We start from the raw sequence: 25,155 nt of genomic DNA on the forward strand, positions 1-25,155 counted from the left end.
ATGTCCGTATATAATATTGAGGATTTTGGAGCGCTTAAGAATAGCGGGATGTTAGCGACAGAAGCAATTACGCTTGCGATTGAAGCGGCAAGTGAGGCTGGTGGAGGAACTGTGTATGTGCCAGCAGGTACTTACTATACGGGTGCGATTGTTATGAAAAGCAATATTGAATTAAATTTAAATCCGGGAGCGATCCTTTCATTCAGTACGAATCCGGTGAATTACCCAGCTGTGGAATGTAGATGGGAAGGAGTGAAGCAGCAGGTTCATACGCCTTGTATTCATGGAAAAGGTTTAGTCAATGTATCGATTATCGGAAGCGGAACTATTAATGGTAATGGCAAAGCATGGTGGGATGTATTTCGGAACCGCCCTGAAGAGCTGAAGTACCCCCGTCCGACTTTGATTGGATTTGATAGCTGTCAGCGTGTAACGATTAAGGATGTCTCGCTAGTGAATTCTCCAAGCTGGACCGTTAATCCTGTGGGCTGCTACAATGTGACGCTTGATAATCTGTCCATTAATAACCCGGCTGATTCTCCGAATACAGATGGTATTAATCCAGAATCTTGTATGAATGTTCGGATTAGTAACTGCAATATTGATGTGGGTGATGACTGCATTGCTATCAAAGCGGGAACTGAAGATACGAAAGAGCGCATTCCATGCGAAAATATCACGATCACCAATTGTACCATGGTTCATGGGCATGGGGGAGTTGTACTCGGAAGTGAAATGAGCGGAGATATTCGTAATGTAACCATCAGTAACTGTGTCTTTAAACAAACCGATCGTGGCATACGTATGAAATCAAGACGTGGACGCGGAGGGACGATTGAAGATATTCGGATCAGTAATATTGTAATGGAAGACGTCATTTGTCCGTTCACACTAAATCTATACTATTTCTGTGGACCTCGCGGGAAAGAGAAGTATGTATGGGACAAAAATCCTTATCCGATTACAGATGAAACGCCATGCTTTAGACGAATTCATTTCGCCAATATTACCGCACGTAATGTTCATGCATCTGCGGGATTCTTATATGGACTTGCGGAGCAGTATGTTTCGGAGATTACTTTTACAAATATTGATATCTCGATGGCACGCAATGCAGTTCCCGGGCATCCGGATATGATGACAGGGATCGAGAACATGAACAATCGCGGATTTTATCTGGGCAATGCCAGGGATGTACAATTTCATCTGGTGACCATCGAGAATCATGAAGGACCTGCTTTTTATATTGAAAATGGCGAAGCCATAGAGATCATGAATTGTCATTCGAAGAACACGAGCAAGCCAGAAAAACTAGTAGAACAAGTTACAGTTTCGCGCACAGAACAGAAGGTGTGTCCGTAAGGGAGGGAACCATGGAGCCTGATAAACTGAAGGAACTGTTAGGTGATGTTCCGGCGGATAAGCCGATTTCGGTAACTGTGATGAACCAAGAGGAGCGGGGCGGATATAGCCTGGAATCCCTTTTACTGGATCTTAATGGAATTGAACAGGTGCCTGCTTACGTAGCAGTCCCTTTGGATAAGGAAGGGCCGTTTCCACTAGTTGTCTTTAATCATTCTCATGGAGGGAATTACGCGAATGGACGCAATGAGTTTATTCGGAGTAGTTCTTATTTGCAACAGCCCTCTTTTGCTAAAACGCTAACGGAGTTGGGGTATGCAGCTTGCTGTATCGACATGTGGGGATTTAATGAGCGTGGTGGCAAAACGGAGAGTGAGTTAGTGAAGGAAATGCTGTGGCAGGGGCAGGTCATGTGGGGCATGATGTTATATGACAATATTCGTATGTTAGATTACATGTGCCGACGTGAGGATATTGATACGTCACGAGTTGCAACAATCGGTATGTCCATGGGTGGTTTGATGGCCTGGTGGCTGGCTGCATTAGATGAACGAGTCGGGGTGATTGTCGATATTTGTGGTCAAGTAGATGCGCATACCCTAATGGCTGTAAGAGGACTAGATCATCATGGTTACTATTCTTATGTGCCCGGGCTATTGAAGCATTTCACAACGCTCGATATTCAAAAGCGGATTGTTCCCCGCCCGCGAATGAGCCTGGTAGGCAGAAATGATCGCCTATGTCCCGCTGAAGGAGTAGAACTCTTGGATAAGGGGCTGTCCGAAGCTTATCAAACGGCAGGGAAATCAGAACATTGGCAACCTGTCATTTCAAGTGGCGGGCATATGGAGACTGTGGAAATGCGGACTTTATGGCAGCGATTTTTGGCGAAGTATCTATAAAATCCATAGAAGGGAACTGAACCAACGATGCTAGTAGTAGGCAAAGAATCCTTTTGCGACTATCACAACATTCAAGAAGCGATAGATTCGCTAGAGCGCGAGCCACCGGACCAGGCAGATACGCTTTATATTTTGTCAGGCATCTATAATGAGACAGTTAGGATTTATCGTTCTTATTTAACGATCATAGGGATTGGCCTCGTGGAAATAACCATGAATCGTTATGCCAAAGAGCGTGATGAAGCGGGTGAAGAAATCAATACGTTTGCTACACCAACGTTATTTCTGGGAGGTACCAACCTGGTCTTAGAGAACCTGGTGATTACCAACAGTGCTGGGCAGGGAGAACATATTGGTCAGGCGATAGCCGTTTATGCCCATTGCGACCAAACCGTGTTCAGAGATTGTACCTTCAAAGGGCATCAAGACACGTTGTTCACAGGGCCTTTGCCACCTGCTCCTCGAGAGCGAGGGGCATTCGGAGGTGTTCCGCTGAGAGAACATCATGCCCAGTATCATCAGTTGTATCAGCATTGCTATATAGAAGGAACGATTGATTTTATTTTTGGTAGCGCAGCGGCTTATTTTGATCAATGTGAAATCCGCAGTTTACGTCATTATGAAAACAATACAGGGTATATAACAGCTGCCTCCACACCCGAGGGACAACCACATGGTTATATTTTCAAGAATTGCTTCTTAACAGCCGAACCTGATATTGCTCCAGTGTTTCTAGGACGTCCTTGGCGTGAGTACGCTAAGACTGTATTTGTGGGTTGTCAGATGGGCTCGCATATTCATTCTTTAGGCTGGGATAACTGGAATAATGTTGCTAATGAGCTAACCGTAAGTTATCAGGAATTTGGCGTGAAGGATGCTGCTAATGTGCGAAAGCAACGTGTTCCCTGGGCGGATTGCTTTGAGGAAGGGGAAGAAGCGCTGGATAAAGAGTTTGTTTTTGCTGGGACGGATTTTTGGAAGCAGATACTGTAATTGACTAGTCTATAAAGAGAGGCAGTCTTGGACGAGTGAACCAAAGTCCTAGGCTGCCGTTTTTAATGAATGAGCTCTTTATCGTTTATTCTTTTGTTTTCTTTTGAAATATGTCCAAGAGTAATAGATCAACCAAAATACCATAGGAACTATTAAAACATAAGGTCTTTGGATTGCTGGAAGAATGTAAAATAAAAATAGCCCAATTAATATCGTTGGCAGCAATAGAATAAAATACTTTTTCCAATGCATGATTGTCCCCTCCCTTTTGCCTAATACTAAAAATATCTTGCTTGCTTTAAATGTTAATGCCCTCGTCACGAAACCTTACAAAAGTGTTAGGTGACTGTCATCTAGATCAATGGCATCAACCTAGCAGCTTCTCTATACTAATCCATTGATAGGATTAATTTAAAGGGGGAGTTAGTCGTGAGGTTTTTTGAAATGCTGTTATTCTTTTCAAGTGTTAGTTTTTTGGCACTCCAGTTCATTTTAAATCAACGTATTCGAAGACCTGCTTTGCTCCTGACAAGCGGAGCAGGCTCCATTTTTTTAGTGATACATTTGCTTGTCGAAGGATACAGGGTTCAGCTTGTATTTTTATACGGATTTACGATCCTGATGCTTATGCTTTCGCTTACAGACGTTTTCATAAAGCGGAAAGTCGCTCGGACTGCCTCGCGAATTCGTAGGGTGTTGGGCCGCTTTTTTATCGTGATTGGGCTAATTGCAACGGGGTGCTTCCTATATGTGTTTCCTGTATTCGACATTCCGGCGCTATCCGGCGAGTTGCAGGTAGGCACGAAAATCTTTCATTTCATAGACCAAAACCGGGAGGAAACATTTAGCAAAACCGCGACAGGCAAGAGAGAATTGATGATTCAGGTATGGTATCCGGCTCAAGATGGCACAGGCAAGTACGCTCCCTTTATTCCAGATACCCAGATTTTACGTTATATGGCTACGAACTATGGCCTTCCCGGGTTTACTTTACAACACCTAAAGTACGTATCCAGTCATGCGTATTCGGGGGCTGAAGTCTCTTCTGCACAAACTTCATACCCACTGATCCTTGCGAATCCCGGCTTCGGCTCTTCCAGGTTCCTCCACACGGCGCAAGCTGAATATCTCGCAAGTCACGGATATATCGTGGCAGTGATTGACCACACCTACAATACATTTGCAACCGAGTTTCCGGACGGTCGAATCACGACCAGCACAACCAACGATTTATTCTCGCCTGACCATGATTACCAGACGGAAAGAGGGAATCGCGACAAGTTAGGTAAAGTTTTAACCGACGATGTGGCGTTTGTACTGGATCAATTGGAGCTCATCCAATCGGGGAAGATTCCAAGTCATCTAAAAGGGAGAATAGATCTCGATAATGTCGGTGTATTCGGTCATTCCATCGGCGGAGCGACGGCCTATGACGCTTCTTACGATCCGCGAATCGCGGTTGGAATAGACTTTGATGGAGGGCTTTATCGTTTGCGTGACAGAGAGGGTCTGCGTAAGCCGTTTTTGTTCATCAACTCGGAAAGCGAATTTGAAAAATTAAAAATGGTGATGGATAACCGGGTCTACACGGATTCAGAGCTTAACCGTATGGGCTCAACAAGAGAGTGGGAGGATAAAGTAACGGAAGATAAAAAGTTGGAGCTTGAACGGATGCGCCAAACAGTCGACGAAGGGGGACAGGTCCTCTATATCAAAAATACGGAGCATTTGAATTTTACCGACATACAGTTCATTTCTCCGATATTCAAAATACTGGGCATTACCGGAAAGATTGCTCCCGAAAGAGCAAACTCCGTTATCAATGCCTATATGCTTGATTTCTTCGATTTGTATCTGAAAAATCAAGGCGGAATCTTAATGAAAGGACCGAATAGCCGCTTTCCGGAGGTGAAGTTCGTAACCTCACTATTATAAATTACGTAACAGGCTGCTGATTTTGATAAGCACCTCTTCAAGTAGACAGGGGTTTGATAAATAACCGTTACTTGAAGGGGAGTTTTTATTTTGTCTAAGTAAACTCGACATTTAATACGTTTCCAATTGAACTACTTTGTAATTCCTCCAAAGTTATGAGATAATAGAGTTTTTCCGTTGATTCTATTTTTCATGGCATACGAGCTATGCCTGATCAAATATTGGAGGTAGGCTTGTTGGCGACACAGTATCCTTTTGAATACGATCGGACCAGACCTTTTATGGAGCAAGTAGGGGAATGGGTCGGCGATGTATTCTATGAAATTCTTCCTGAGGCAGGATTTGAAGTTCGTGATGAACAGATTTACATGGCGTTTCAGGTGGAGCGAGCTTTTGCTGAGAAGAAGACGATTTTTGCTGAGGCAGGGGTCGGTACGGGTAAGACTTTAGTGTATTTGTTATATAGCATTTGCTATGCGCGGTATATGGGTAAACCTGCGATTATCGCCTGTGCGGACGAGTCCTTAATTGAGCAGTTGGTGAAGCCAGAGGGTGATATTGCCAAGCTTGCGAAGCATCTGAATATGAATATCGATGCCAGGCTGGCGAAATCTCCAGATAAATATATGTGTCTGAAAAAGCTGGATCATGCTCGCAACAATGATGATGGGAGCTTGCCGCTGGAGAGTTTGTATGGTACTTTACCTGATTTTGTACATTCTCATGCACCGATGCAGCAGTTCCATGCCTATGGCGACCGTAGGGATTATCCAGATCTGAACGACGAACAATGGAATAAGATTAACTGGGATACGTTTCAGGATTGTTTTACTTGTGATATGCGTCATCGCTGTGGACAAACGTTGTCCCGTGATCATTACCGGAAATCAAGCGACCTGATCATTTGTTCCCACGATTATTACATGGAGCATGTCTGGACTTATGAAGCGCGTAAGCGAGAAGGGCAAATTCCTTTACTTCCAGAGCATTGTGCAGTTGTATTTGATGAAGGGCATTTGTTAGAATCTGCCGCCATGAAGGCGTTAGGCTATAAAATGAAGCATGTCGTCTTTGAAGAATTGATTTCTCGTCTGCTACAGAATGAGATTCGTGAGACGCTCGCGGTACTTATCGATGAAGCGATTATGCAAAGTGAGCAGATGTTTAAATATATTCGTCGTCAATGCCGCACCATTCCTGGATCAGATCGAAAAAGCATTGCGTTAAATGCGTCGCTAATCCGTGAGGTGCATCGCATGCGTAGTGTAATTGCTGCTATCGAAGAAGAATTAGTATTCGAAAGTGGACTGTACACGATTGATGAATATCAGTTGCGAATAGTCGAAGAACGTTTGGAGACCATAGAAATCGCGTTGAGATTGTTTGAGGATTCAGGTGCGTTAATTTGCTGGGCGACGGAAGATAGCGATGGCTTAACACTGTCGGTCATGCCCCGTAATGTTAAGGAAGTACTCCAAGATAGCTTGTTCACGCAAAAAATGCCGATCGTTTTCTCTTCGGCTACATTATCCGTGGATAAATCATTCCAATACTTGAAGGATAGTCTTGGAATACACGACTTCCTGTCTTTCTCGGTAGACTCACCTTATGATTATGAGCACCAGATGAATATCTATGTACCAGAGCTTCGGAGCGGTGATTTTGCTGAGAAAATGGAGATCTCTATGAAGCTTATCCAGCAGACAGAAGGAAGGGCTCTGTTACTATTCCGTACTCGCGAAGAACTTCTGCAGTTCAAGCAGCTCAACTCGCAGAGTGCAGAATCCAGCAAGTATTCTTTCCTCTATGAAGGGGATCAGGAGATCAGCTATCTGATCTCCGCTTTTCAACGGGATGAGCATAGTGTTCTTTGTGCGGTGACACTGTGGGAAGGATTAGATATTCCAGGACCTTCACTATCTAATGTGATCATTTGGTCGCTACCTTATCCTCCGCTTGATCCTGTATTTATGGCAAAACGTGCGGAGACTTCCAATCCTTTTGAAGATGTGGATTTACCTTACATGCTGCTAAGACTTAAACAAGGAATGGGACGTCTGATCAGAACGGGTACGGACCAAGGAATTGTGACGGTACTTGCGGAAGCTGAAGGACAACATCCCGTTCACGAGTATATAACTTCTGTACTCCCGAAGGGAACTAAGCTTCAGAAGCTTGAAGTATAAATTTTAAAATTTAATATAGGAACACAATCGCTCTTTTGGTGAGGTGGATGCTCCGGCATGCTGCTTCTCGAAGGAGTTTTTTTTATGTAAATTCAAGCATAAGGATTCCTAATCTTACGGATAGTATATTGGTATTTAACTTTCGAGCCATGGCGTATTATTGTTGATTCATGGGGGAAGGGAATTACATACCTCCGTCATCTAGAGATTCATACAAGGGGTGTATACGACATGGGGGATTCACAGGGATTATACCAATCAAACAATAAGAAACAAGTTGGTTTTGCACTTGGCATTGGATTAACCTTAATCATTGCATTAGTCGCAAAATATTTAGCAGGCTTTCCATTTCTCTCTATTATGGGCCAATTGGTCATTGCCATCTTAATCGGAATTATTTGGCGGGCAACCGTAGGAGTGCCGGGTACGATCACCCAGGGCACTGATTTTTCCAGCAAAAAGCTGCTACGTCTAGGAATTATCCTACTGGGTATGCGGCTGAATTTAATGGATATTGTTGCTGCAGGTCCGCGGGTATTTCTACTGGCGCTTATTGTAATCGGCTTTACGATCCCAGTTGTATACGGACTTACCCGACTGTTCAAGGTAGATAAACGACTTGGTATCTTAACGGCTTGCGGGACAGCGATCTGCGGTGCGGCGGCGGTGGTGGCGATTGCTCCACAAATCAAAGCCAAAGACGACGAAACTGCTATTGGCGCAGCTATAGTTGCTATTTTAGGTACAATATTCACGTTGCTATACACTTTTTTGTATCCTTTTCTAGGCTTGTCGGATCTAGGATACGGTGTATTCTCAGGAGCTACCTTACATGAAATTGCTCACGTCATCGCAGCAGCAGATGCTGGTGGGAATGCAGCAGTAGATATGGCGGTTATCGTTAAATTGACTCGGGTAGCCTTACTCGTTCCGGTTGCCATAATAATTGGGATTTGGACGAATCGTGCGGAAAGAAAGGTGCAGGGCGGCCAATCCAAAGCCTCATGGAAAAGCATTCCTATTCCTTGGTTTATCCTCGGTTTCTTACTTGTCAGTGGTTTGAACTCATTAGGGATCGTATCAGCATCAGTGGCAAATGGAATTGTAACGATTGCTTATATGCTAATCGCTATGGCGATGGCTGGACTTGGTTTAAACGTTGATTTGGCGGCATTTAGACGACTAGGGATGAAGTCTTTTGCAGCAGGGCTTATAGGTTCAGTCTTATTGTCTTTCGTTGGATTTACCCTAGTTCACTGGTTTGGACTGGCGTGATTTTTTGCATACTATTGAATTGTAAAAAAGAATTTGCTTCTATTCTCGGTGTAACTGCAGATACACTGAGGTTATACGAGTAACATGATATTGTTAGGCCCACTAAAGATAACAGCAATAATTACAGATATTTTATTGATTTAGATGCAAGAGATTTGCTTATGAGTAGATGGTACAGAAGTATAGGGATTCCATTGCCGGAAGTGGAAAACTTGATGAAGGAGTATTCTTTAGTGCAAGTTACGGGTAGGATGCAATCACTGTGCTTTAAAAGCGAATTAACGACAATTTCCCGGAAAATAATTGAATCTTTTTAAAGACGCAGGGTGGGCAACTCTGCGTCTTTTTTTTGCTGGAGATTAAATCCATTCTTCTTTTAGCAAAGATTTGAGAAGTTCTACGTTAGCTGCCCCAAGCTTGTTAGAGATTTTTTGCTCTAATTCGATTTTGGTGATCATCATTCTTTGATTGCATTCAATCCCCTTCTGGGTAAGGATGATGTTTTTATCACGTTGATTTCCTTTGACTTGGGCGGCTTCCACATAGTTACGGGATAACAGTCCTTGAATGCTCTTATGCGTACCCTGTCTTGAAATATGAATAATTCTACTGATTTCCGAGATCGAGAGCATTTGATGTGTTTCAAGAACTGCTAGGATATGGGATTCTGTCTTGTTGATTTGGTCAGGGTCTTGGTCGGTCACTATTTTACGTAAGGCTAGATGCTTCTCGCTGAGTAAATCAATTAGATTCATTTCTTGCAGATGGTTATCCATGTGAACACTCCTAAATCATCGTTCGTTAATCCAAGTATAAGTCATATATATTTATTGTCAACTTGGTTGACTTAGTTTAAGGCACTGTGATATTGTAATTCGAGTTGACAATATAACAATACTAAGGGAACACTAAGGAGTCTGAGAACAAGATGGGAAGAAACAAAAAAGAAGCATTATTATTTACATTCATCATGTGTGCTTTGATGGTGCTGGGTATGAGTATTTACAATGTAGCTCTGATGGAGGGCTGGTCAGGTACATTAGTTAAAGATGTGATCATCGGCTACATACCTGCGTTTGTAATTGCATTTATTCTGGATGTCTTTGTTGTAGGTAAAGTTGCGAAAGGGATCGCATATAAGCTGGTAAAAGAGAATGATCCGATGATCAAAAAAATAATGTTCATCTCCTTTTTTATGGTAACCGGAATGGTGCTGTTTATGTCCTTCTATGGCGCAGTTCTTCATGTAGGGTTCACCTCAGAACTACCGATGGCTTATCTGTCTGCAATAGGTAAGAATTTCATTGTTGCACTTCCACTGCAAATTCTATTAGTCGGGCCTCTTACACGATTTATATTTGTGAAAATTACTCCAGCTACTGCATAGAGAATGTTTACATCACCATTACGCAAATCTGCAGCGACTCGTAAAGAAATAGCTCGAGTGTTAGCGAAGCTGTTAAAGCTGAGTCAATCATAAGCTATCATCGTATTTCTTGATGAGAATAAAAACACTCTCCAATGCCATGATGGGCAAAGGAGAGCGTTTTGTTCTATGCTTTCTTTTTTATAGGTTCGAGCAGATTTAATACATACTCATTTCAGCTACCCTTGGGACTATCGTTACCTCTTTCTTAATAAAGCGGTGATATGAATAGCAAGGATTGCGTGTTCATCATAAATCCGCCAACCCGAGCTAACTTCACGGTGACTTTCAAATAATCCTTGTGCTTCCCAGTGTGACGCAACGTCCGACTCTTCAGCCCGATTTGTGTAGAAAGCTTATCAATGGTCACAAATCCACTCATAGACAACTTCTGTTCTAAAGATTGATAAGGCGCGCTATGAGAAGTATTTTAGCACTTAACGTTACGTCAATGGCAATAGGAGAGTTGTGAACGTGTACTCGACAAAATTTACATTTCTCATACAAAACTGTGTCCGGTATTTAATGTACAGCTTCTACAATTTAGATATTAGTAAAAAGTACCTATTGCCATATGAGGCTTTATACGGAGGATGATATTGTTGAAGGCTAGGTCTATGCATCTATCAATGAAGTGGAAGTTGATCTTGAGTTTTTCTGCCGTGGTACTATTCTTTCTAGGGGTAGCGCTATACCAAAATTATAAAATCAATCAAGTAGAAATCTCTATGGAAACACAAAAAATGGAGATGGAAAAAAGAATTACAGTATCCAGCATTACTCAACTGCTTCAAGAAATGAATGGTGTGGAAACCTCTCTAGCAGGCTCTAGCGATTTAGAGTTTACCCAACCCTTTAAGGACAAACAGACAAAATTAATGGAACAATTGGGTAAAGTGGAATTTGAGGCAGATTCGCCAGCGTCTAAGGAGTTAGAACAGCTACGTAATCAAATTGGAGGGTATACGGGTTATTTTGACGGATTAGTGAATACGATACAGGACGAGCAGCTTGATCCCATGGCCGTTCTGGAACGAATAGATGAATTACATACGAAAGCATTGGCTATGAATAAAGAGATGCTGGAGACTAATGAGAAACTATACATCGCAGCAGCAGAGAACGCAGAAAGAGCCCAAGATTATTCTTTTGATTTGTTAAATCTGACCAGTTCTATGGGGACTTATGCCGCATTATTAGTATTTGTTTTCACACTTGTTATTGCGGTTATGCTAATTCGGTCCTTTCTGAATCCTATAAATAAGTTGCAAGCGGCTCTACGTAAAATTGCTGAGGGTGATTTGCGGCAGCAGATTAATTCGCCATATCATGATGAACTTGGAAGTTTAAGTCATCATTTTGACCATATGGTGTTGCGGGTACGAGAGATGCTTCAGCAGACTCAATCCGTAGCTTCTTCGCTTGCGACTTATTCGCACTCTTTTCAACAATCTTCATCGATTACCGCTCATACGAATCAAGAAATCGTAAGCACAATACAGGAAATCTCTGTAGGCGCTGAGCAGCAAGCCGGACAATCTGAGCAGAGCGCAAGCTTGATTCAGGAACTGGAACGGGAAGTTCTTGAAATTACGGAATATACCGAGGTTATGCTCTCGACCAGTCAAACCGCTAATCACAATACTCGAAAAGGTTCTGAATCCGTCATCGCCTTGCGTGAGGTATCAGAGCACTCCCGTGAGTCTGTGAATAAAGTATATCTTGCTTTAACCAAATTGAGTGACCAATCGAAGGACATCTCCAGAATTACCAAATCGATCACAAACATTTCAAACCAGACCAATATTCTCTCTCTAAATGCAGCGATTGAAGCAGCACGGGCGGGAGCTTATGGAAAGGGCTTTGCCGTCATAGCTGATGAAGTGAGACAATTATCTGATCAGACCAAAGAATCCTCCGTACATATCAGTCAGATTATTAACGAACTGCAAGCAGGGATGGATGAATTCCAGCAATATATGCTGGAGACCAAAGGAAACCTTGAAGAGCAGGATCAAAAAGTGGCAGAAACGTTGTCTTCATTTGAAGCGATAGATGAATCGATCGTTGAGATTAGTAAGCAGATTGGGCAAATCCATGACAAGGTAGATATGACACAGACTATGAATCGTAGACTCGCAGAGTCTGTTCACAACGTGGCAGCCATTGCTGAGGAAACTGCGGCAGGGGTTCAGGAAGTGAATGCCTCTAGCGTGCAACAGGACAACGCGATCCACGACATTGCCCGTCAAGCTGTTGAGATTAATGAGATTTCGCAAAAATTATTCAAGGAAATCAACGTCTTCAAGATTAATTCGGACATAGTAGACGAGATTATCGCTGGGGATGACAGTGACTCACCTGGCGATGAAACGCTTGAGGAGCGCTCTTATTTGACAATCTCCGCATAGGGGAAGGTTTGATTGACTGCCCGCACATCGGTAGCGACTTGATTCACTAATTCTGTAACGTAAAGGGTAGCTTAGAGGGGAGATCCTTCTAACTACCTTTTTTTGTGCGTTAAGTGTATTCAATACAGCTATTAAAGGATGTGACCTCCTCTATGTGTGTTTAGTTGTACTTTGTGCAGTTATTTCTCCGAGAAATGGCTGTCAGTGGTGTTTAGCTAGTTTTTAATTGCACTGAATACAACTAAAGTCGAACATAAGCTTGGCTGGCCTGATTTAGTTGTATAGCGTGCAGTTAACTGAACATTTGCAGAGGTTTTGTACAATGTAAAAGCTGCTCCTTCATAGAAAAAATCTACTAAGGGACAGCTTTTTTGTTGCGTAGATGAATGAGTGAGTGAAAGGGGTCTATTAAGGTGCTGACTGTTATTCCTCGTAGGTTTTGTTCAGAGAGCTGACTAGCTCTGGGAACCAGTGTTTTAGATTGAGAAACTTGTACCCCGCCGACTGGGCTTTGGTCGTATCCATAAACCAGGATTGTTCAATTCCGAATGGTGACATATGCTCGTCCGCGGTTTGGCTCTGGATGCTGGCGTGCTTCCCCGTTTCTTCTTCAATCATTGTGAGAATATCCGTAATTCTAATTGTACCGTCTGAGCAAGCGTTGAACGGTCCTGTCATAGTAGAGCTACATCCGAGCCAATATAGGAAATCAGCTGCTTCATCTGAACGGATAAAGGAGATATATGCTCCGGGATTCGGTATACCAATCGGCAACTCATTACGGACATGCTCAATATGAAAATGAAGTCTTCGCGTATAATCATCTATTCCCAGCACAATTGGAAAGCGAACCGCGGCGACTGGGAAGGTGGCCTTCTGCATAAAGACAGCTTCCGCCAGTCTTTTTCCCTCTTGATAGGTAAAATCATTTCGCCCTCCGTGGCGGATAGGGTAAGCTTTAGGATCGAAAATGTCCTCGGTCAGCGCTTCTTCGCTGAAATCATAGACGGATAAACTTGAGGTGAGAATATACCGTTTCGTTTTACCATCAAAAATCCGGCATGCCTGATCCGCTTCGTCCGGTGAATAACAAATATTATCGAACACGACATCCCATAGTGTATCTCCTACCGCCTGAGCGAGCTCGTTGGCTTGGAAACGGTCCGCATGGATCCGGTGGATGCGATCTCCAAAGGAATCGCTAGTTTCCCCGCGTGTAAGTATCGTTACGTCGTTTACGGAATCCTGTAGTAATCGTTCAACTAACCTTTTTCCAAAAAAGCGCGTGCCGCCTAAGATAAGAATTTTCCTCATATCATGCCACTCCTCACCAACTAATGTATATTTATAAGTCTAAATGAAGTCTTCCTTTTATAAGCGGGGGTGTGCCTAAAAGAGTGATAGGTGTTAGGTGATGAATGATAAATGATAAATAAATGATAAATGATAAATTATGAATTATGAATTATGCATTATGAATTATGAATTATGAATTATGCATGAAGGTATGTAAGGAGATTTCATTCGTGTGATTGTACTTTGTGCAATAGAATTTAAACTAAATAAGACAGAGTTTCTATTGCACTCTATACAATCAAAAGATGAGAAATTGCCTTAAAAGTCACTTATATTAAAAATCTATTGCAGATAGTGCAGTACTTTCATTTTTTAGCGTTGATTTCATGGATTCTGTTGCACATTTTGCAACGTCACTAGCTCAAAGCTAAAACATCACCCAACTATACAACTAACTGACCTGACTCACAAAACTTACCTATCTCATCAAACTCACACTTTTCAAAACTAATATTTGTTCGGTTATAACGTAACGTAATGTGCTTCATTTAGCTAAGTGTAGTCCAGTATTACGAAATAGCGTCACGAAAGGCTAAGCCACCATCCGCATTCCTGGCTCGGAATAGTTCCAGCCCATAGAGCTGAATCCGTCAGATTGGAAAGGCTGAACGCTCTGGAAGCTTTGGAAGCTTTGGCTGGACACGGCCATAACAGTTTCTTGACTTTCATCCGCAAGGACAAGCTCAATCAGCTCGGCGATTTGCCCTTGTTCATAGGCGGATGCAAGGCGATTCAAGGCAATCTTTAATTCCGTATCCTGCACAATGGAGGGTCCGTTAGATTGAAGAAGCTCTTGTCTGACTGCAGGGAGGGCTTGCCGGGCGCGATGCAGAGCAGCTTTGATGGCTCCTTCTGTGGTGTCGAGTATTTCCGCAGCTTCGAGTCCGGAGTGCTCGAAGACATCGCGAAGCAGGAAGACCGCTTGCTGTAGTGGAGACAGATGCTTCTGTAAGGCTTGAAAAGCAGCCTCAATCTCAAATAAACCATACCCTGCTGCTTCCTCTGTCCGTGGTTGATCCATTTCCAGCACCCGTGACAACGTGGCTTTTCGCCGCATAATATCTGTCCAGGTATTTCTGGCAATCCTCAGGAGTAGCGCCTCAGGATTCGGATGATTCGTTAGCGAGCTGAAATTCGTACGACTTGTATGATCTGTATTGTTGTTCATTTGACTTGTATCGTTCATATCATCGCTCTTCAGCTTCGAATGTTCGGAAGTCTTCATATAGCCCAGTGCTTTGACCCACGTATCCTGAACCAAATCTTCGGCTTCCCACGGGGATTGTGTCAGTGCAAGGCAATACCGCTTCAGGGTCATTTGCAAACACATGGTATGATTCTCATCCGGTTCATGGCCGGCGTTAAGCTTCTCAAGGCTGATCACTCTGCATAACCCCTTTTCCGGTAAAGTGATTTCGGTTACTTCTAATAATAAACGAATGAGCTCGAAAATAAGATACGCAATCATAAAAATAATATTTTCCCCACATCCCGTATCCTCTCCAAAGACTAATCCGTTTACAGGGTAGATTTCAAAATAATATTAACGGATGGAGGTCAGATACGCATGGCGTACATTCCTTATGTCATTGAACAAACGAATCAAGGAGAGAGATCTTACGATATTTATTCACGGCTGCTAAAAGACCGAATTGTGTTTGTCGGGGCTGAGATTGAGGATCAATTGGCGAATAGTATTGTTGCCCAGCTATTGTTCTTATCGGCAGAGGATCCAGATAAAGATATACACATGTATATCAACAGTCCAGGGGGGTCCGTAACGGCGGGACTCAGTATTTATGATACGATGCAGCTTATTAAACCACAGGTGAACACGATTTGCACAGGGATGGCGGCTTCCTTTGGTTCACTTCTATTGTTAGCTGGAGCCAAGGGGAAACGTTTTGCATTGCCAAACAGTGAGATCATGATACATCAGCCGCATGGTGGAGCGCAGGGTCAGGCTAGTGATATTGCAATTAGAGCCAAACGTATTTTGAAGATAAGGGAAGTGCTTGTTCAAATTACAGCGGACCGAACCGGACAAACGGTGGAAAAGGTAATGCAAGATATGGATCGGGATTATTACATGTCAGCTGATGAAGCAGTGGAGTACGGGATTATCGACAAAGTCATCACAAATCTGTAGGACGAAGGAGTGAAGTGAGTGATGCTGGAAGCTTTGCAAGGCAAAGAGGTAACCATTTATTTTGTAGATGGCTCTAACGCTAGAAAAGGCATTTTGGAAACGGTAACTGAGAAGTTCATTAAATATCGGACAGAATTCGAGGAGCTTTATATTCCCATGACTTCCGTCTGTTCCATCACACTAGATACTAAAGGACGGGAACGCGCCCGTGTAGGATTTACACAATAACCAGTCTCAGATTTAAAAATAGGGTTAGGGAAGTTTTCCCTAACCCGTACTTTCGCGAATCGCCAAATAATGAGCTACATTTGCATGATGCTGAATACCAGTCTCCCCTTTAATCAGCTTGATTAAGGTCCGGGTAGCAGTCATTCCAATCTCCGTTCCGGAATATTCCACCGAGGACAGCTTGGGACGAACGACAGAAGCAATAAAGCTATTATCGAATCCGAACACCGCAACATCCTCTGGCACCCGAATGCCGTTATCGATCAGAAAATTCATCGCCCCTACAGCTATCCAATCTGTGGAGCAAAAAACCGCAGTAGGCAACTCCCCGCTATCCTTAATCCGGCGCATCGCGTCGCTTCCATCTTCTACAGCCATTCCACTTTCTACTACCCATTCTTCCCTTAAGGTTATTCCAGCATCCATCAGCGCTTGTTGATATCCGCGATAACGAGCACCACCCACCGCATTCTCTCCAGATACCCGGATCATGCCGATACTTTTATGCCCTTTTTGAACCAGATAAGTAACGGCTTCATAGGAAGCGGTGACATTATCCAGATGGACAGAAGGGATCGAATCAATCTGAGATTGTTCTCCGACTAACACGCAAGGTGACCCGGATTTTTGAATAATCCCCAAATGCTCCTTACTCGGAACCGAGCCTACATATATATAACCCTCAGTCCCCATATGGTGGAATAAGTTCAAATAATGAAGTTCACTATTTACACTTCCGTCTGTTAACCCGACCAAAACATCATAACCATATAGCTCGGCGAGATCACGTATGCCAATATTGAAATCATCAAGCACGGTATTACTGTTCTGCGGAATAATGACACCAATCAGAGGTGTATCCGATCTGCCTGCATCTGAACTGATGACATTAGGACGGTAATTCAATTGTTTCATGGCTTCCAATACACGCTTACGAACTTCCTCGTTTACCGGTTTGCTGTTATTGACAACCCTTGATACGGTAGCTATTGAAACGTCAGCCATTTTGGCTATATCTTTAATTTTTACCTTCAAGAATATCACCATAACTTTCCAATCTTGTATTCGTTCTAGAATATATCGCAAGCATATCACGGATAGCTTCAAGAATCCAAAAGATTGTTATTGACCAGGAAAATAAAAGATCCTATAATGATCGCATAGGAAAATAATTTCCTTAAATAAACCCTAAATAGATAGTTTTTTAGTGGATAATCTTAATTTTTATGATGAAAATCACTAATTCGTGAATTGGATAGGAAAATATTTTCCTGAGAGGGTATATGAATACGAAGGAGCTGCATACATTGAACAGAACATGGTGGAAAGAAGCCACAGCGTATCAAATTTACCCGCGGAGCTTTATGGACAGCAATGGCGATGGTGTTGGAGATCTACAAGGAGTCATCTCAAAACTTGATTATTTACAGGACCTTGGCATCAATGTCATTTGGATTTGTCCTATTTATAAATCTCCGAACGATGATAACGGATATGATATTTCAGATTACCAGGATATTATGGCGGAGTTCGGCAGTATGGCCGATTTCGATCAGCTATTAAGCGAGGTTCATGCACGGGGCATGAAGCTGATTCTGGATCTTGTCATTAACCATACTTCAGACGAACACCCTTGGTTTGTTGAAGCACGTTCAAGCAAGGATAATGCTAAACGTGATTATTATATTTGGAGAGATCCTAAGGACGGAAAGGAACCGAATAACTGGGAGAGTATTTTTAGCGGTTCAATCTGGGAGTTTGACCCCGCTACAGAGCAATATTTCATGCATGTATTCTCCAAAAGACAGCCTGACCTCAACTGGGAAAATCCTGAAGTACGTAAGGAATTATACGGTATGGTTAATTGGTGGCTAGATAAAGGGATTGACGGCTTCAGAGTGGATGCTATTTCACATATTAAGAAAATTTCAGGTCTTCCTGATCTGCCAAATCCAGATCATCTTCCGTTCGTTTCCTCCGGTGCGGGTCATATGAATCGGGAAGGCATTCACGATTTATTACAGGAACTGAAACAGGAAACATTTGATCGTTATGACATTATGACCGTTGGTGAAGCCAGTGGTGTCAGTGTCGATCAAGCGGAAATGTGGGTAGGCGAGGAGCAGGGCAAATTCAATATGATTTTTCAATTCGAGCATTTAGCCCTTTGGAATAAGAGTGTTACAGGTGGCTTGGATGTTCTGCAGCTGAAATCAGCACTTTCGCGTTGGCAAAAAGGTCTTGAGGGTAGAGGCTGGAATGCACTCTTTATCGAGAATCACGACCAACCACGTTCAGTTTCCACTTGGGGAAATGATGGGGAGTATTGGAAGGCATCGGCCAAATCGCTGGCTACGATGTATTTCCTAATGCAAGGAACACCATTTATTTATCAAGGTCAAGAAATTGGAATGACCAATGTACGATTTGATTCGATGGATGATTATGATGATGTGGCGATGAAGAACCTGTATCGTTTAGAGACAGAAGCCGGAAAATCACATGAAGAAGTCATGGAGGTTATTTGGAAGAACGGTCGCGACAATTCTAGAACGCCAATGCAATGGGATGACTCTGAGAATGCTGGTTTCAGCAGCGGCAAGCCTTGGATGAAGGTTAATCCTAATTTCACGGAGATCAATGTGGAGCGTGCGAAGCAGGACCCTGATTCCATCTATCATCATTATAAAAAACTAATCGCACTTCGGGCTGCTAATCCTATTACCGTTTATGGTACCTATGATTTGATCCTGCCTGAAGATGAACGAATCTACGCTTATACTCGTACACTTGGCAATGAGAAATTACTGGTCATGTCAAACCTGACTTCAGAGGAAGCACTGTTCGATCTTCCGTTTGACTTGGAATTTGACTCCAGTGAGCTGCTGTTGAATAACTATGAAGCTGACCCTGCCGAGAAGATCGAGACAGTGGCATTACGCCCTTACGAATCTCGTGTGTATATGCTGGTTAACGCACCAGTAGAGCAAGAGGCAATTCGTGAAAGTGTGCCTGCAACAACGGTTTAATTATTTTAATAAACGCAAGAATGCCCCTCGGCCAATGGCTGAAGGGCATTCTTGCGTTTATATCAATTATTTGCTCTGTCCGCCATCCTCCGTAGAAGATAAATCCGGCCGTTGCAGAATATAACTATTAGACATATTCAACAGCCGCTGAACGGCATCGAATTGTTCTTTTGTCGAACCGCCCTCAGTTTCAGATCCATCGATTAGATTATAGTTATTTCCATCATCATAATCGACACCCGTCAAGTACAAGCTTGTGTCATTAATAAAAGAACCAGTGGGAAGAAAATGTCTAACCGGCAGCAGGTTGGTCTGTTGATTCATCAGATCTTCTCCGAAGTGGAGCTGATCCTTCATAGAAATGCCTAACAGATTAGCTACAGTGGGTAAGATGTCAATCTGACCGCCGGTTTGAGTGTACACAGTAGGCTGATCTAAGCCTGGGGCATGAACAATGAAAGGAACATTGAACATATCGGTATATCCATATTCATGCCCGACCATTTCCTCCATTAAAGATTTCTCGTTGCCATCAAGAGAGTACAGTGATACACCTTGATGATCTCCGTAAAAGACAATCACGCTATCTTCCCATAACCCGCTGGACTTCAGTTCGTCTAGGAATTGTCCCATGGCGTAATCCGCATAATTTTGGGCTAAAATATAGTTGCCGACTAAGGTTCCTTCGTACCGCTTAGGCAGCGTCATCTTATATTTTGATTCAGGCATTTTATAAGGGTGATGAGCACTCATAGAGATGACCATCGCGTAAAAAGGATTGTCTTCAGCATCCATTTTGCTTAATTCAGGAACCGTCTTGGCAAACAGCACTTCATCGGAGGAACCAAATGCGATATGATCATCATCTCCATAGAAGGACTGATCGTAGTATTTGTCAAAGCCCAGCACCTTATATAAAGTTTTACGATTCCAGAATTCTACGCTGTTGGTGTGAAAGGTGGCCGTATTGTATCCGTTAGCTTTCATCAGCTTAGGCAGGCTGGGAAGTTCTTTAGTCATATAGTTGGAGGAAGTAGCTACTTCGTGATGAGGAACATATAGCGAGGTGTTCACTACAAACTCTGCATCTGATGTTGTACCTTGCCCCGCATTCGTATAGAAGTTATTGAAATAATGTTCGCTTGCTATAAGCTTATTTAGATTGGGAGTCACTTCCTGTCCGTCGATGCTTAAGCCAAGCAGGAAATTCTGAAAAGATTCCATTTGCACTACAATGAGATTCTTACCTTGAGACGCTGCCCAAAACTTCGGAGAGACTGGCTCCGTAATCCCCTTTGTAGCGTCCACAGCCTGCTGCGTAATTTCTTTGCTGTCGATCATTTCTTGCTTTTCTGTGCTGTCAGCAAAGATGGTATATACCTCGTAATTGAGAATCCCCATACTCTCTGCCTTTTTATTCTCGTTCATACTGGCATGATTCGGCCAAACATTAAAGACACAGATCGCCAGGGAAACGCTAATGATCCCAAGCAAGGCGGTTCGGTTCATACGCCGGTTCATGCCTCTTTCTTTCCAGGCCGCAATATATTTGGGACGGAACATAAAGAACATGAAGACTACAATATCCACAAAAATGAACAAATAATAAGGGTCCAGCAAAGAATATGTGCTTTCTCCAACCTTGGTAACTTTATCCGCTTGTTGTAAGGCGTGGTAGGTAGCAATGACTCCGTAATACTTGTAATACATAAGGACAGCAAAATAAATTACTGAAATCAATAAGTTCGCAATCATGTAATACAGAAACTTCCGCTTGGAAGCCATCCACTCAATGAGTCCAAATACGATAAAGAAGAACGGAATCTCTGTGAGCAGCATGCTCCAATTAGGTCCGTCACTAAATACCACGAACCAGGCCACTGCGCATTTTAAGAGCAGGACGAAGCTAAAGATTAGAAAGGGCTTATTTTTTATCCGAAAATCTTTTTTCACTCGATATCATCCTCTCTGGTGCAAAACATACTATCACCCTGCATAACCCTGTATGTTGTGGGAATCCGTTGCAATATGCCGATGCCTATTATGCTCTTGAAGTTTTCGTGTGTCAAAAGACGGACGAGAGACCTAGAGCGCAGCAACAAGCGATTTATGCCATATAAATAGTTAAAACCAGCTTCAATCCTAAACTACAGGCTAAATGCGTATAAATTGATTTAAAAAATTACAGTTTCTCGCAACTTTACATAATATTCCACAGTCTATATAAGGAGAATGAATACAATGGGTCTCTATTGGTGCAGATCAATAGGTTGACCCTACCGATTCTAAAAGGAGTGATTTTAAGTGGGAAGACAAATTTCAAGCATTAAAATTCAGATAAGACGAATAGGTAGTGTGGTTGTCGGGGCAGCAATTATCCTAGCTGCAGTCTCTCCATTAATAGTTAAGGCGGACAGTGTAGTGAATTTCCCGGATGAAAAGAAGTTATTGTCTGGCATCACAGGGCTGGATGCGGGGGATAGAAGTGCTTATGCCATCACTGCAGATGGAACAGCCTGGGCTTGGGGTGGTGGATACGGCTCTATTGGTAATGGAGCAACTACGCCGGCGTATACTCCCGTCAAAATGCATATTGATCATGTGAAGCAAGTTTCAGGTGGAGATCGGCATAACTTAATGCTAAAAGATGATGGAACCGTGTGGGCAGTGGGTAGGAATGAACATGGACAACTTGGCACTGGCGTACAATCCTTGACGGTCCTTGTAGAGCCGGTTCAAGTGAAGGGATTAACGGACGTGATTTCTGTTTCGGCAGGAGGCTCACATAGCTTGGCTCTTCGAAAAGACGGGACGGTCTGGGCGTGGGGTGGCAATGAGCAAGGAGAACTGGGTAACGATTCAGGGAAAAATGGGCTAACACCGGTGCAGGTGAAAGGACTACCTTCTATTTTAGCTATAGCTGCAGGATCGAATAATTCAGTGGCACTTGGGAACGGCGGAGAGGTGTGGGTGTGGGGTTCATCTAAAACTATAGGCATTAAAAAGGATACGGTCTTAAAGCCTACCCAAATTAAGGGGAATGGGGAATATAAAGCTGTAGATATTAATGGGCAGTATGGAGCAGCTTTGAGATGGGATGGCACCGTTTGGTTATGGGGTAATTACACAGATAGTTATCCGGGTAAAGCGTTACAGCCGATTCAGCTCCCAGGACTCACTGATGTCGTATCGATGACAACGGACTCTGCAGTAAAAGCTGATGGGACCGTATGGCAGTGGACCGTTGATGATAAAAATAAAATGAATGTTAAGCAGATTAGTGGTATTCAAAATGCAGCTTCGATTACCAGCGGGAACAGAAATCATTATGTGCTCTTAAAAGACGGTCACGTTCTTGCATGGGGAACGAATGAATTTGGACAGACTGGGTTGGGGGTTAGAGATTTTATGATTGACACACCTCAGCCCGTGAAAAAATCGATACAGGTCCTGTTGAACAATAGTGAAATGGATCTGACCATGCCTCCTTTATTGCTCAACAATTCTACTTACGTTCCTTTAAGAGGAATATTTCAGCAAATGGGAGTGGATGTACGTTGGGACGTTCCATCGAGATCAGTTATTGCTGTGAAGAAATCTACATCTACTACGCTGATTTTAAATTCGGTTAATGGACAAACGACTGTAAATGGAAAAGTAATAGCCACAGATCAAAAGCCAGTCTTTATTAATGATAGTGTATATGTACCTTTAAGACTGGTGAGTGAAATGTTAGGCGCTAAAGTAGAGTGGGATGCAGAAGCTTATGCTGTTCAAATCCATTCGAATTAAATAGGGGTATTTTGACATTAAGTATTATTTGTATTAGTATCACTAATACAAATAATACTTTTTTTGAATGGATGGATAATATGATCATAACGCTTGATTTTAAAAGTGATACACCAATTTATGTACAGCTTCGTAATGAGATCGTGATTGGAATTGGCTCAGGTGAACTGGCGGATGGGGAGAAATTACCAACAGTGCGGCAAATGGCTGAAGATTTAGGGATAAACGCAATGACCGTGAACAAAGCGTACGCGATTTTGAAGAATGAAGGCTTCATATCGATAGATCGCAGGCATGGTGCTACAGTTGCTCCGATAGGGAATGGACAGCCAGAGTTTAAGGAGAAGCTGGAAAATGAACTACGGTTAGTCATCTCGGAGGCAAGTGTAAAAGGGATTGGCCGGGAGGAGTTTATGCAAATGTGTGCTGGAATTTTTTCATCCGTATCGTTTAAGTCTACATCCATCACGGAATAGGGGGACACTCAGATGGCTATCGTTTTCTTTTGTATAGCTATAGTTATTTTAGTTATTATGTTTTTTACGTATAGGAGTACTTTGAAGCTGAAGGATAATCTGTGGTTTGGGGTTAGTCTTCCGGCGTTTGCTCTTGAGGATGAACGTCTGCGCGAACTGCAAATTTCAACTGAGAAGAGATATAAAAAGTATGGACTCCTATCATTTCTGGCTTTGATTCCTATTTTGTTCTTGAGCGGCTATCTCTCTTTCACACTGATCTTTTTTTATGTTTGGACGAGTGTTATGATGCTTCTGCTTCGAATTCCATTCATTAAGGCACATCATGCAGCGGTAGAACTGAAACGGGAAAATGAGTGGTTCGTGGGAGAGAAGCGAATGGTTCGAATGGATACCAAGCTATCTCTGCTAAAAAAGAAAATGAGTCTTTCTTTATACTGGTACATAATTCCTGCACTAATTGCTACGTTATCTTTTATGATCCCAGTTCCGGAGGAAAATATTGAAATTGTTCGAATGGCTGGTGGTACAGCATTAGGGCTGACCGTGTTTTTCTGTATTATTGCTATCTCCTTTAATCGAATGAAGACTAAAATTTACACGAATAACAGCGAGACTAATATCCTGCTTAACCAGGCTAATCGTAGATATTGGTCCTTGCTATGGTTTGGAATGGCTATCATCAATAGCTGTATCGCCGTAATTTCGGTGTTTGCCTTATCCTTAAATGGAGCGGCTTCAACTATAGTATGGAGTTTGGGTATCTTCTTGTTCTCCGTTATTCCGGTGACAGGTATTTTTTATGTACATCATAAATTGAAGAAACTTGAAGCTGCGCTGCTAAATGGTGATCATGAGATATTGTATACGGATGATGATGAATATTGGATTAATGGGACAACGTATAATAACCCCAATGATCGCTCTGTTATGGTTCCGAAGCGTCTTGGGATCGGCACTACGATTAATATTGGGACAAAAACGGGTAAGAGTATATACTACGGCCTCTTTGTATTCGTTATATTGCTGTTGATCGGGACGGGTTGGATGGGCGTTCAGACTGATTTCTCAACACCTACCTTAACTACAGACACAAAAGGAAGGGTCTCGATTGAATATCCAATGTATAATTACAGCTTCGCCATGAAGGATGTGCAAGAACTGACGCTTGTGGACAGCTTACCAAGAGGCCGAAGAACAAATGGCGTTGCGACGGATACAGTAGCCATTGGAAACTTTAAGTTTGACGGGTTTGGGAAGAGTAAGGTCTATCTTGTGAAAAATTCTCCGCCATATATTGTGATTAAATTGCCGGATGTATATGTGCTCTACAACAATAAGGATGCCACTGAAACTGAACGTCTCTACGCGGAGTTGAAAGGGTGGTGAGGTTTCACATTGAATTTAAAATAAATCGTATGAAGTAGCCCCCTATTGTGATAGAATAATCTAGTTGTCCTAGTTTCCGGAAATTTACTCCATTCCAGCGATTTTCATAAGATATATAGGTGGATAATCGAGGAAATATGAGCATTCAAGAGTATTAACAAGAATCTTTGAAGATTTTACACAATAAACATCATTTTTTGTCGGTTTTTATTGATTTATTCAAAAATATTATGTATAATCAGCCTT

Annotated in this window: 20 protein-coding genes; 14 read left to right on the forward strand and 6 right to left on the reverse strand. The window is 42.6% G+C overall.

Translation table 11 applies throughout. From position 1 onward, the window contains the following. The 6 genes from MHB64_RS10280 (at position 1) to MHB64_RS10305 (ending at position 8,653) form a co-directional block, all read left to right on the forward strand. Complete coding sequence (locus MHB64_RS10280) at positions 1-1,362, forward strand: glycoside hydrolase family 28 protein (RefSeq protein WP_341134349.1); 1,362 nt, start codon at positions 1-3, stop codon at positions 1,360-1,362. Between the two features lie 11 nt (positions 1,363-1,373). Then, complete coding sequence (locus tag MHB64_RS10285) at positions 1,374-2,264, forward strand: dienelactone hydrolase family protein (protein ID WP_341134350.1); 891 nt, start codon at positions 1,374-1,376, stop codon at positions 2,262-2,264. A 27-nt stretch (positions 2,265-2,291) separates the two neighbouring features. Beyond that, complete coding sequence (locus tag MHB64_RS10290; protein WP_341134351.1) at positions 2,292-3,257, forward strand: pectinesterase family protein; 966 nt, start codon at positions 2,292-2,294, stop codon at positions 3,255-3,257. Positions 3,258-3,686: 429 nt separating this feature from the next. Then, entirely contained in the window at positions 3,687-5,192 is a 1,506-nt protein-coding gene (locus MHB64_RS10295; RefSeq protein WP_341134352.1) for an alpha/beta hydrolase family protein, read from the forward strand. 206 nt (positions 5,193-5,398) lie between these two features. Continuing rightward, positions 5,399-7,378, forward strand: a complete 1,980-nt coding sequence (locus MHB64_RS10300) for an ATP-dependent DNA helicase (protein WP_256989856.1) — start codon at positions 5,399-5,401, stop codon at positions 7,376-7,378. Between the two features lie 231 nt (positions 7,379-7,609). Further along, the gene (locus MHB64_RS10305) at positions 7,610-8,653 is read left to right on the forward strand and encodes a YeiH family protein (RefSeq protein ID WP_094870923.1); all 1,044 of its coding nucleotides are present in this window, start codon (positions 7,610-7,612) and stop codon (positions 8,651-8,653) included. Between the two features lie 359 nt (positions 8,654-9,012). On the opposite strand, the gene MHB64_RS10310 is transcribed toward MHB64_RS10305, so the two are convergent. Next, positions 9,013-9,429, reverse strand: a complete 417-nt coding sequence (locus MHB64_RS10310; protein ID WP_094870921.1) for a MarR family winged helix-turn-helix transcriptional regulator — start codon at positions 9,427-9,429, stop codon at positions 9,013-9,015. Between the two features lie 152 nt (positions 9,430-9,581). On the opposite strand from MHB64_RS10310, the gene MHB64_RS10315 reads away from it, so the two are divergent. Beyond that, positions 9,582-10,040: a DUF2798 domain-containing protein gene (locus tag MHB64_RS10315; RefSeq protein ID WP_094870919.1), complete on the forward strand. Its 459-nt coding sequence runs from the start codon at positions 9,582-9,584 to the stop codon at positions 10,038-10,040. 247 nt (positions 10,041-10,287) lie between these two features. On the opposite strand, the gene MHB64_RS10320 is transcribed toward MHB64_RS10315, so the two are convergent. After that, on the reverse strand, positions 10,288-10,461 hold the full coding sequence (locus MHB64_RS10320) for a hypothetical protein (RefSeq protein WP_179281627.1): 174 nt from the start codon (positions 10,459-10,461) through the stop codon (positions 10,288-10,290). Between the two features lie 346 nt (positions 10,462-10,807). Here MHB64_RS10320 and MHB64_RS10325 point away from each other — a divergent pair, with 346 nt between their 5' ends. Continuing rightward, on the forward strand, positions 10,808-12,490 hold the full coding sequence (locus tag MHB64_RS10325) for a methyl-accepting chemotaxis protein (RefSeq protein ID WP_341134353.1): 1,683 nt from the start codon (positions 10,808-10,810) through the stop codon (positions 12,488-12,490). A 423-nt stretch (positions 12,491-12,913) separates the two neighbouring features. Here the strand turns inward: MHB64_RS10325 and MHB64_RS10330 are convergent, their stop codons facing one another. Continuing rightward, positions 12,914-13,804 (reverse strand): NAD-dependent epimerase/dehydratase family protein, encoded by an 891-nt coding sequence (locus tag MHB64_RS10330; RefSeq protein ID WP_280786935.1) that lies wholly within the window; start codon positions 13,802-13,804, stop codon positions 12,914-12,916. 574 nt (positions 13,805-14,378) lie between these two features. After that, positions 14,379-15,314 (reverse strand): RNA polymerase sigma factor, encoded by a 936-nt coding sequence (locus tag MHB64_RS10335; protein WP_341134354.1) that lies wholly within the window; start codon positions 15,312-15,314, stop codon positions 14,379-14,381. Between the two features lie 99 nt (positions 15,315-15,413). On the opposite strand from MHB64_RS10335, the gene clpP reads away from it, so the two are divergent. After that, a complete protein-coding gene (clpP, locus tag MHB64_RS10340; RefSeq protein ID WP_341134355.1) occupies positions 15,414-15,995 on the forward strand; it encodes an ATP-dependent Clp endopeptidase proteolytic subunit ClpP in 582 nt (193 codons plus the stop codon). A gap of 21 nt (positions 15,996-16,016) precedes the next feature. Then, positions 16,017-16,223 carry a hypothetical protein gene (locus MHB64_RS10345; protein WP_042193575.1) on the forward strand — a complete coding sequence of 69 codons (207 nt, stop codon included), beginning with the start codon at positions 16,017-16,019 and terminating at the stop codon, positions 16,221-16,223. Between the two features lie 39 nt (positions 16,224-16,262). Here the strand turns inward: MHB64_RS10345 and MHB64_RS10350 are convergent, their stop codons facing one another. Next, positions 16,263-17,258: a LacI family DNA-binding transcriptional regulator gene (locus tag MHB64_RS10350; RefSeq protein ID WP_094870975.1), complete on the reverse strand. Its 996-nt coding sequence runs from the start codon at positions 17,256-17,258 to the stop codon at positions 16,263-16,265. A gap of 272 nt (positions 17,259-17,530) precedes the next feature. Here MHB64_RS10350 and MHB64_RS10355 point away from each other — a divergent pair, with 272 nt between their 5' ends. Next, positions 17,531-19,252: a glycoside hydrolase family 13 protein gene (locus MHB64_RS10355; protein ID WP_280786932.1), complete on the forward strand. Its 1,722-nt coding sequence runs from the start codon at positions 17,531-17,533 to the stop codon at positions 19,250-19,252. Between the two features lie 66 nt (positions 19,253-19,318). On the opposite strand, the gene MHB64_RS10360 is transcribed toward MHB64_RS10355, so the two are convergent. Then, on the reverse strand, positions 19,319-21,205 hold the full coding sequence (locus tag MHB64_RS10360) for an LTA synthase family protein (RefSeq protein ID WP_341134356.1): 1,887 nt from the start codon (positions 21,203-21,205) through the stop codon (positions 19,319-19,321). A gap of 351 nt (positions 21,206-21,556) precedes the next feature. On the opposite strand from MHB64_RS10360, the gene MHB64_RS10365 reads away from it, so the two are divergent. From MHB64_RS10365 to MHB64_RS10375, 3 genes are all read left to right on the forward strand, one after another. Then, entirely contained in the window at positions 21,557-23,044 is a 1,488-nt protein-coding gene (locus tag MHB64_RS10365) for an RCC1 domain-containing protein (RefSeq protein WP_341134357.1), read from the forward strand. Between the two features lie 80 nt (positions 23,045-23,124). Then, positions 23,125-23,520: a GntR family transcriptional regulator gene (locus tag MHB64_RS10370; RefSeq protein WP_094870908.1), complete on the forward strand. Its 396-nt coding sequence runs from the start codon at positions 23,125-23,127 to the stop codon at positions 23,518-23,520. A 12-nt stretch (positions 23,521-23,532) separates the two neighbouring features. Continuing rightward, positions 23,533-24,909 (forward strand): DUF5808 domain-containing protein, encoded by a 1,377-nt coding sequence (locus MHB64_RS10375; RefSeq protein WP_094870907.1) that lies wholly within the window; start codon positions 23,533-23,535, stop codon positions 24,907-24,909. Positions 24,910-25,155: the final 246 nt, after the last annotated feature.

Source organism: Paenibacillus sp. FSL K6-2859 (genome assembly GCF_038008265.1).
GTDB lineage: Bacteria > Bacillota > Bacilli > Paenibacillales > Paenibacillaceae > Paenibacillus_AQ > Paenibacillus_AQ nitricinens.

What these genes read in the sequence shown, in the direction of transcription:
- MHB64_RS10280 (WP_341134349.1), top strand. Translation starts at nt 1, where the DNA reads ATGTCCGTATATAATATTGAGGATTTTGGAGCGCTTAAGAATAGCGGG.
- MHB64_RS10285 (WP_341134350.1), top strand. Translation starts at nt 1,374, where the DNA reads ATGGAGCCTGATAAACTGAAGGAACTGTTAGGTGATGTTCCGGCGGAT.
- MHB64_RS10290 (WP_341134351.1), top strand. Translation starts at nt 2,292, where the DNA reads ATGCTAGTAGTAGGCAAAGAATCCTTTTGCGACTATCACAACATTCAA.
- MHB64_RS10300 (WP_256989856.1), top strand. Translation starts at nt 5,399, where the DNA reads ATGCCTGATCAAATATTGGAGGTAGGCTTGTTGGCGACACAGTATCCT.
- MHB64_RS10305 (WP_094870923.1), top strand. Translation starts at nt 7,610, where the DNA reads ATGGGGGATTCACAGGGATTATACCAATCAAACAATAAGAAACAAGTT.
- MHB64_RS10310 (WP_094870921.1), bottom strand. Translation starts at nt 9,429, where the DNA reads ATGGATAACCATCTGCAAGAAATGAATCTAATTGATTTACTCAGCGAG.
- MHB64_RS10315 (WP_094870919.1), top strand. Translation starts at nt 9,582, where the DNA reads ATGGGAAGAAACAAAAAAGAAGCATTATTATTTACATTCATCATGTGT.
- MHB64_RS10320 (WP_179281627.1), bottom strand. Translation starts at nt 10,461, where the DNA reads ATGAGTGGATTTGTGACCATTGATAAGCTTTCTACACAAATCGGGCTG.
- MHB64_RS10325 (WP_341134353.1), top strand. Translation starts at nt 10,808, where the DNA reads ATGGAAACACAAAAAATGGAGATGGAAAAAAGAATTACAGTATCCAGC.
- MHB64_RS10330 (WP_280786935.1), bottom strand. Translation starts at nt 13,804, where the DNA reads ATGAGGAAAATTCTTATCTTAGGCGGCACGCGCTTTTTTGGAAAAAGG.
- MHB64_RS10335 (WP_341134354.1), bottom strand. Translation starts at nt 15,314, where the DNA reads ATGATTGCGTATCTTATTTTCGAGCTCATTCGTTTATTATTAGAAGTA.
- clpP (WP_341134355.1), top strand. Translation starts at nt 15,414, where the DNA reads ATGGCGTACATTCCTTATGTCATTGAACAAACGAATCAAGGAGAGAGA.
- MHB64_RS10345 (WP_042193575.1), top strand. Translation starts at nt 16,017, where the DNA reads ATGCTGGAAGCTTTGCAAGGCAAAGAGGTAACCATTTATTTTGTAGAT.
- MHB64_RS10370 (WP_094870908.1), top strand. Translation starts at nt 23,125, where the DNA reads ATGATCATAACGCTTGATTTTAAAAGTGATACACCAATTTATGTACAG.
- MHB64_RS10375 (WP_094870907.1), top strand. Translation starts at nt 23,533, where the DNA reads ATGGCTATCGTTTTCTTTTGTATAGCTATAGTTATTTTAGTTATTATG.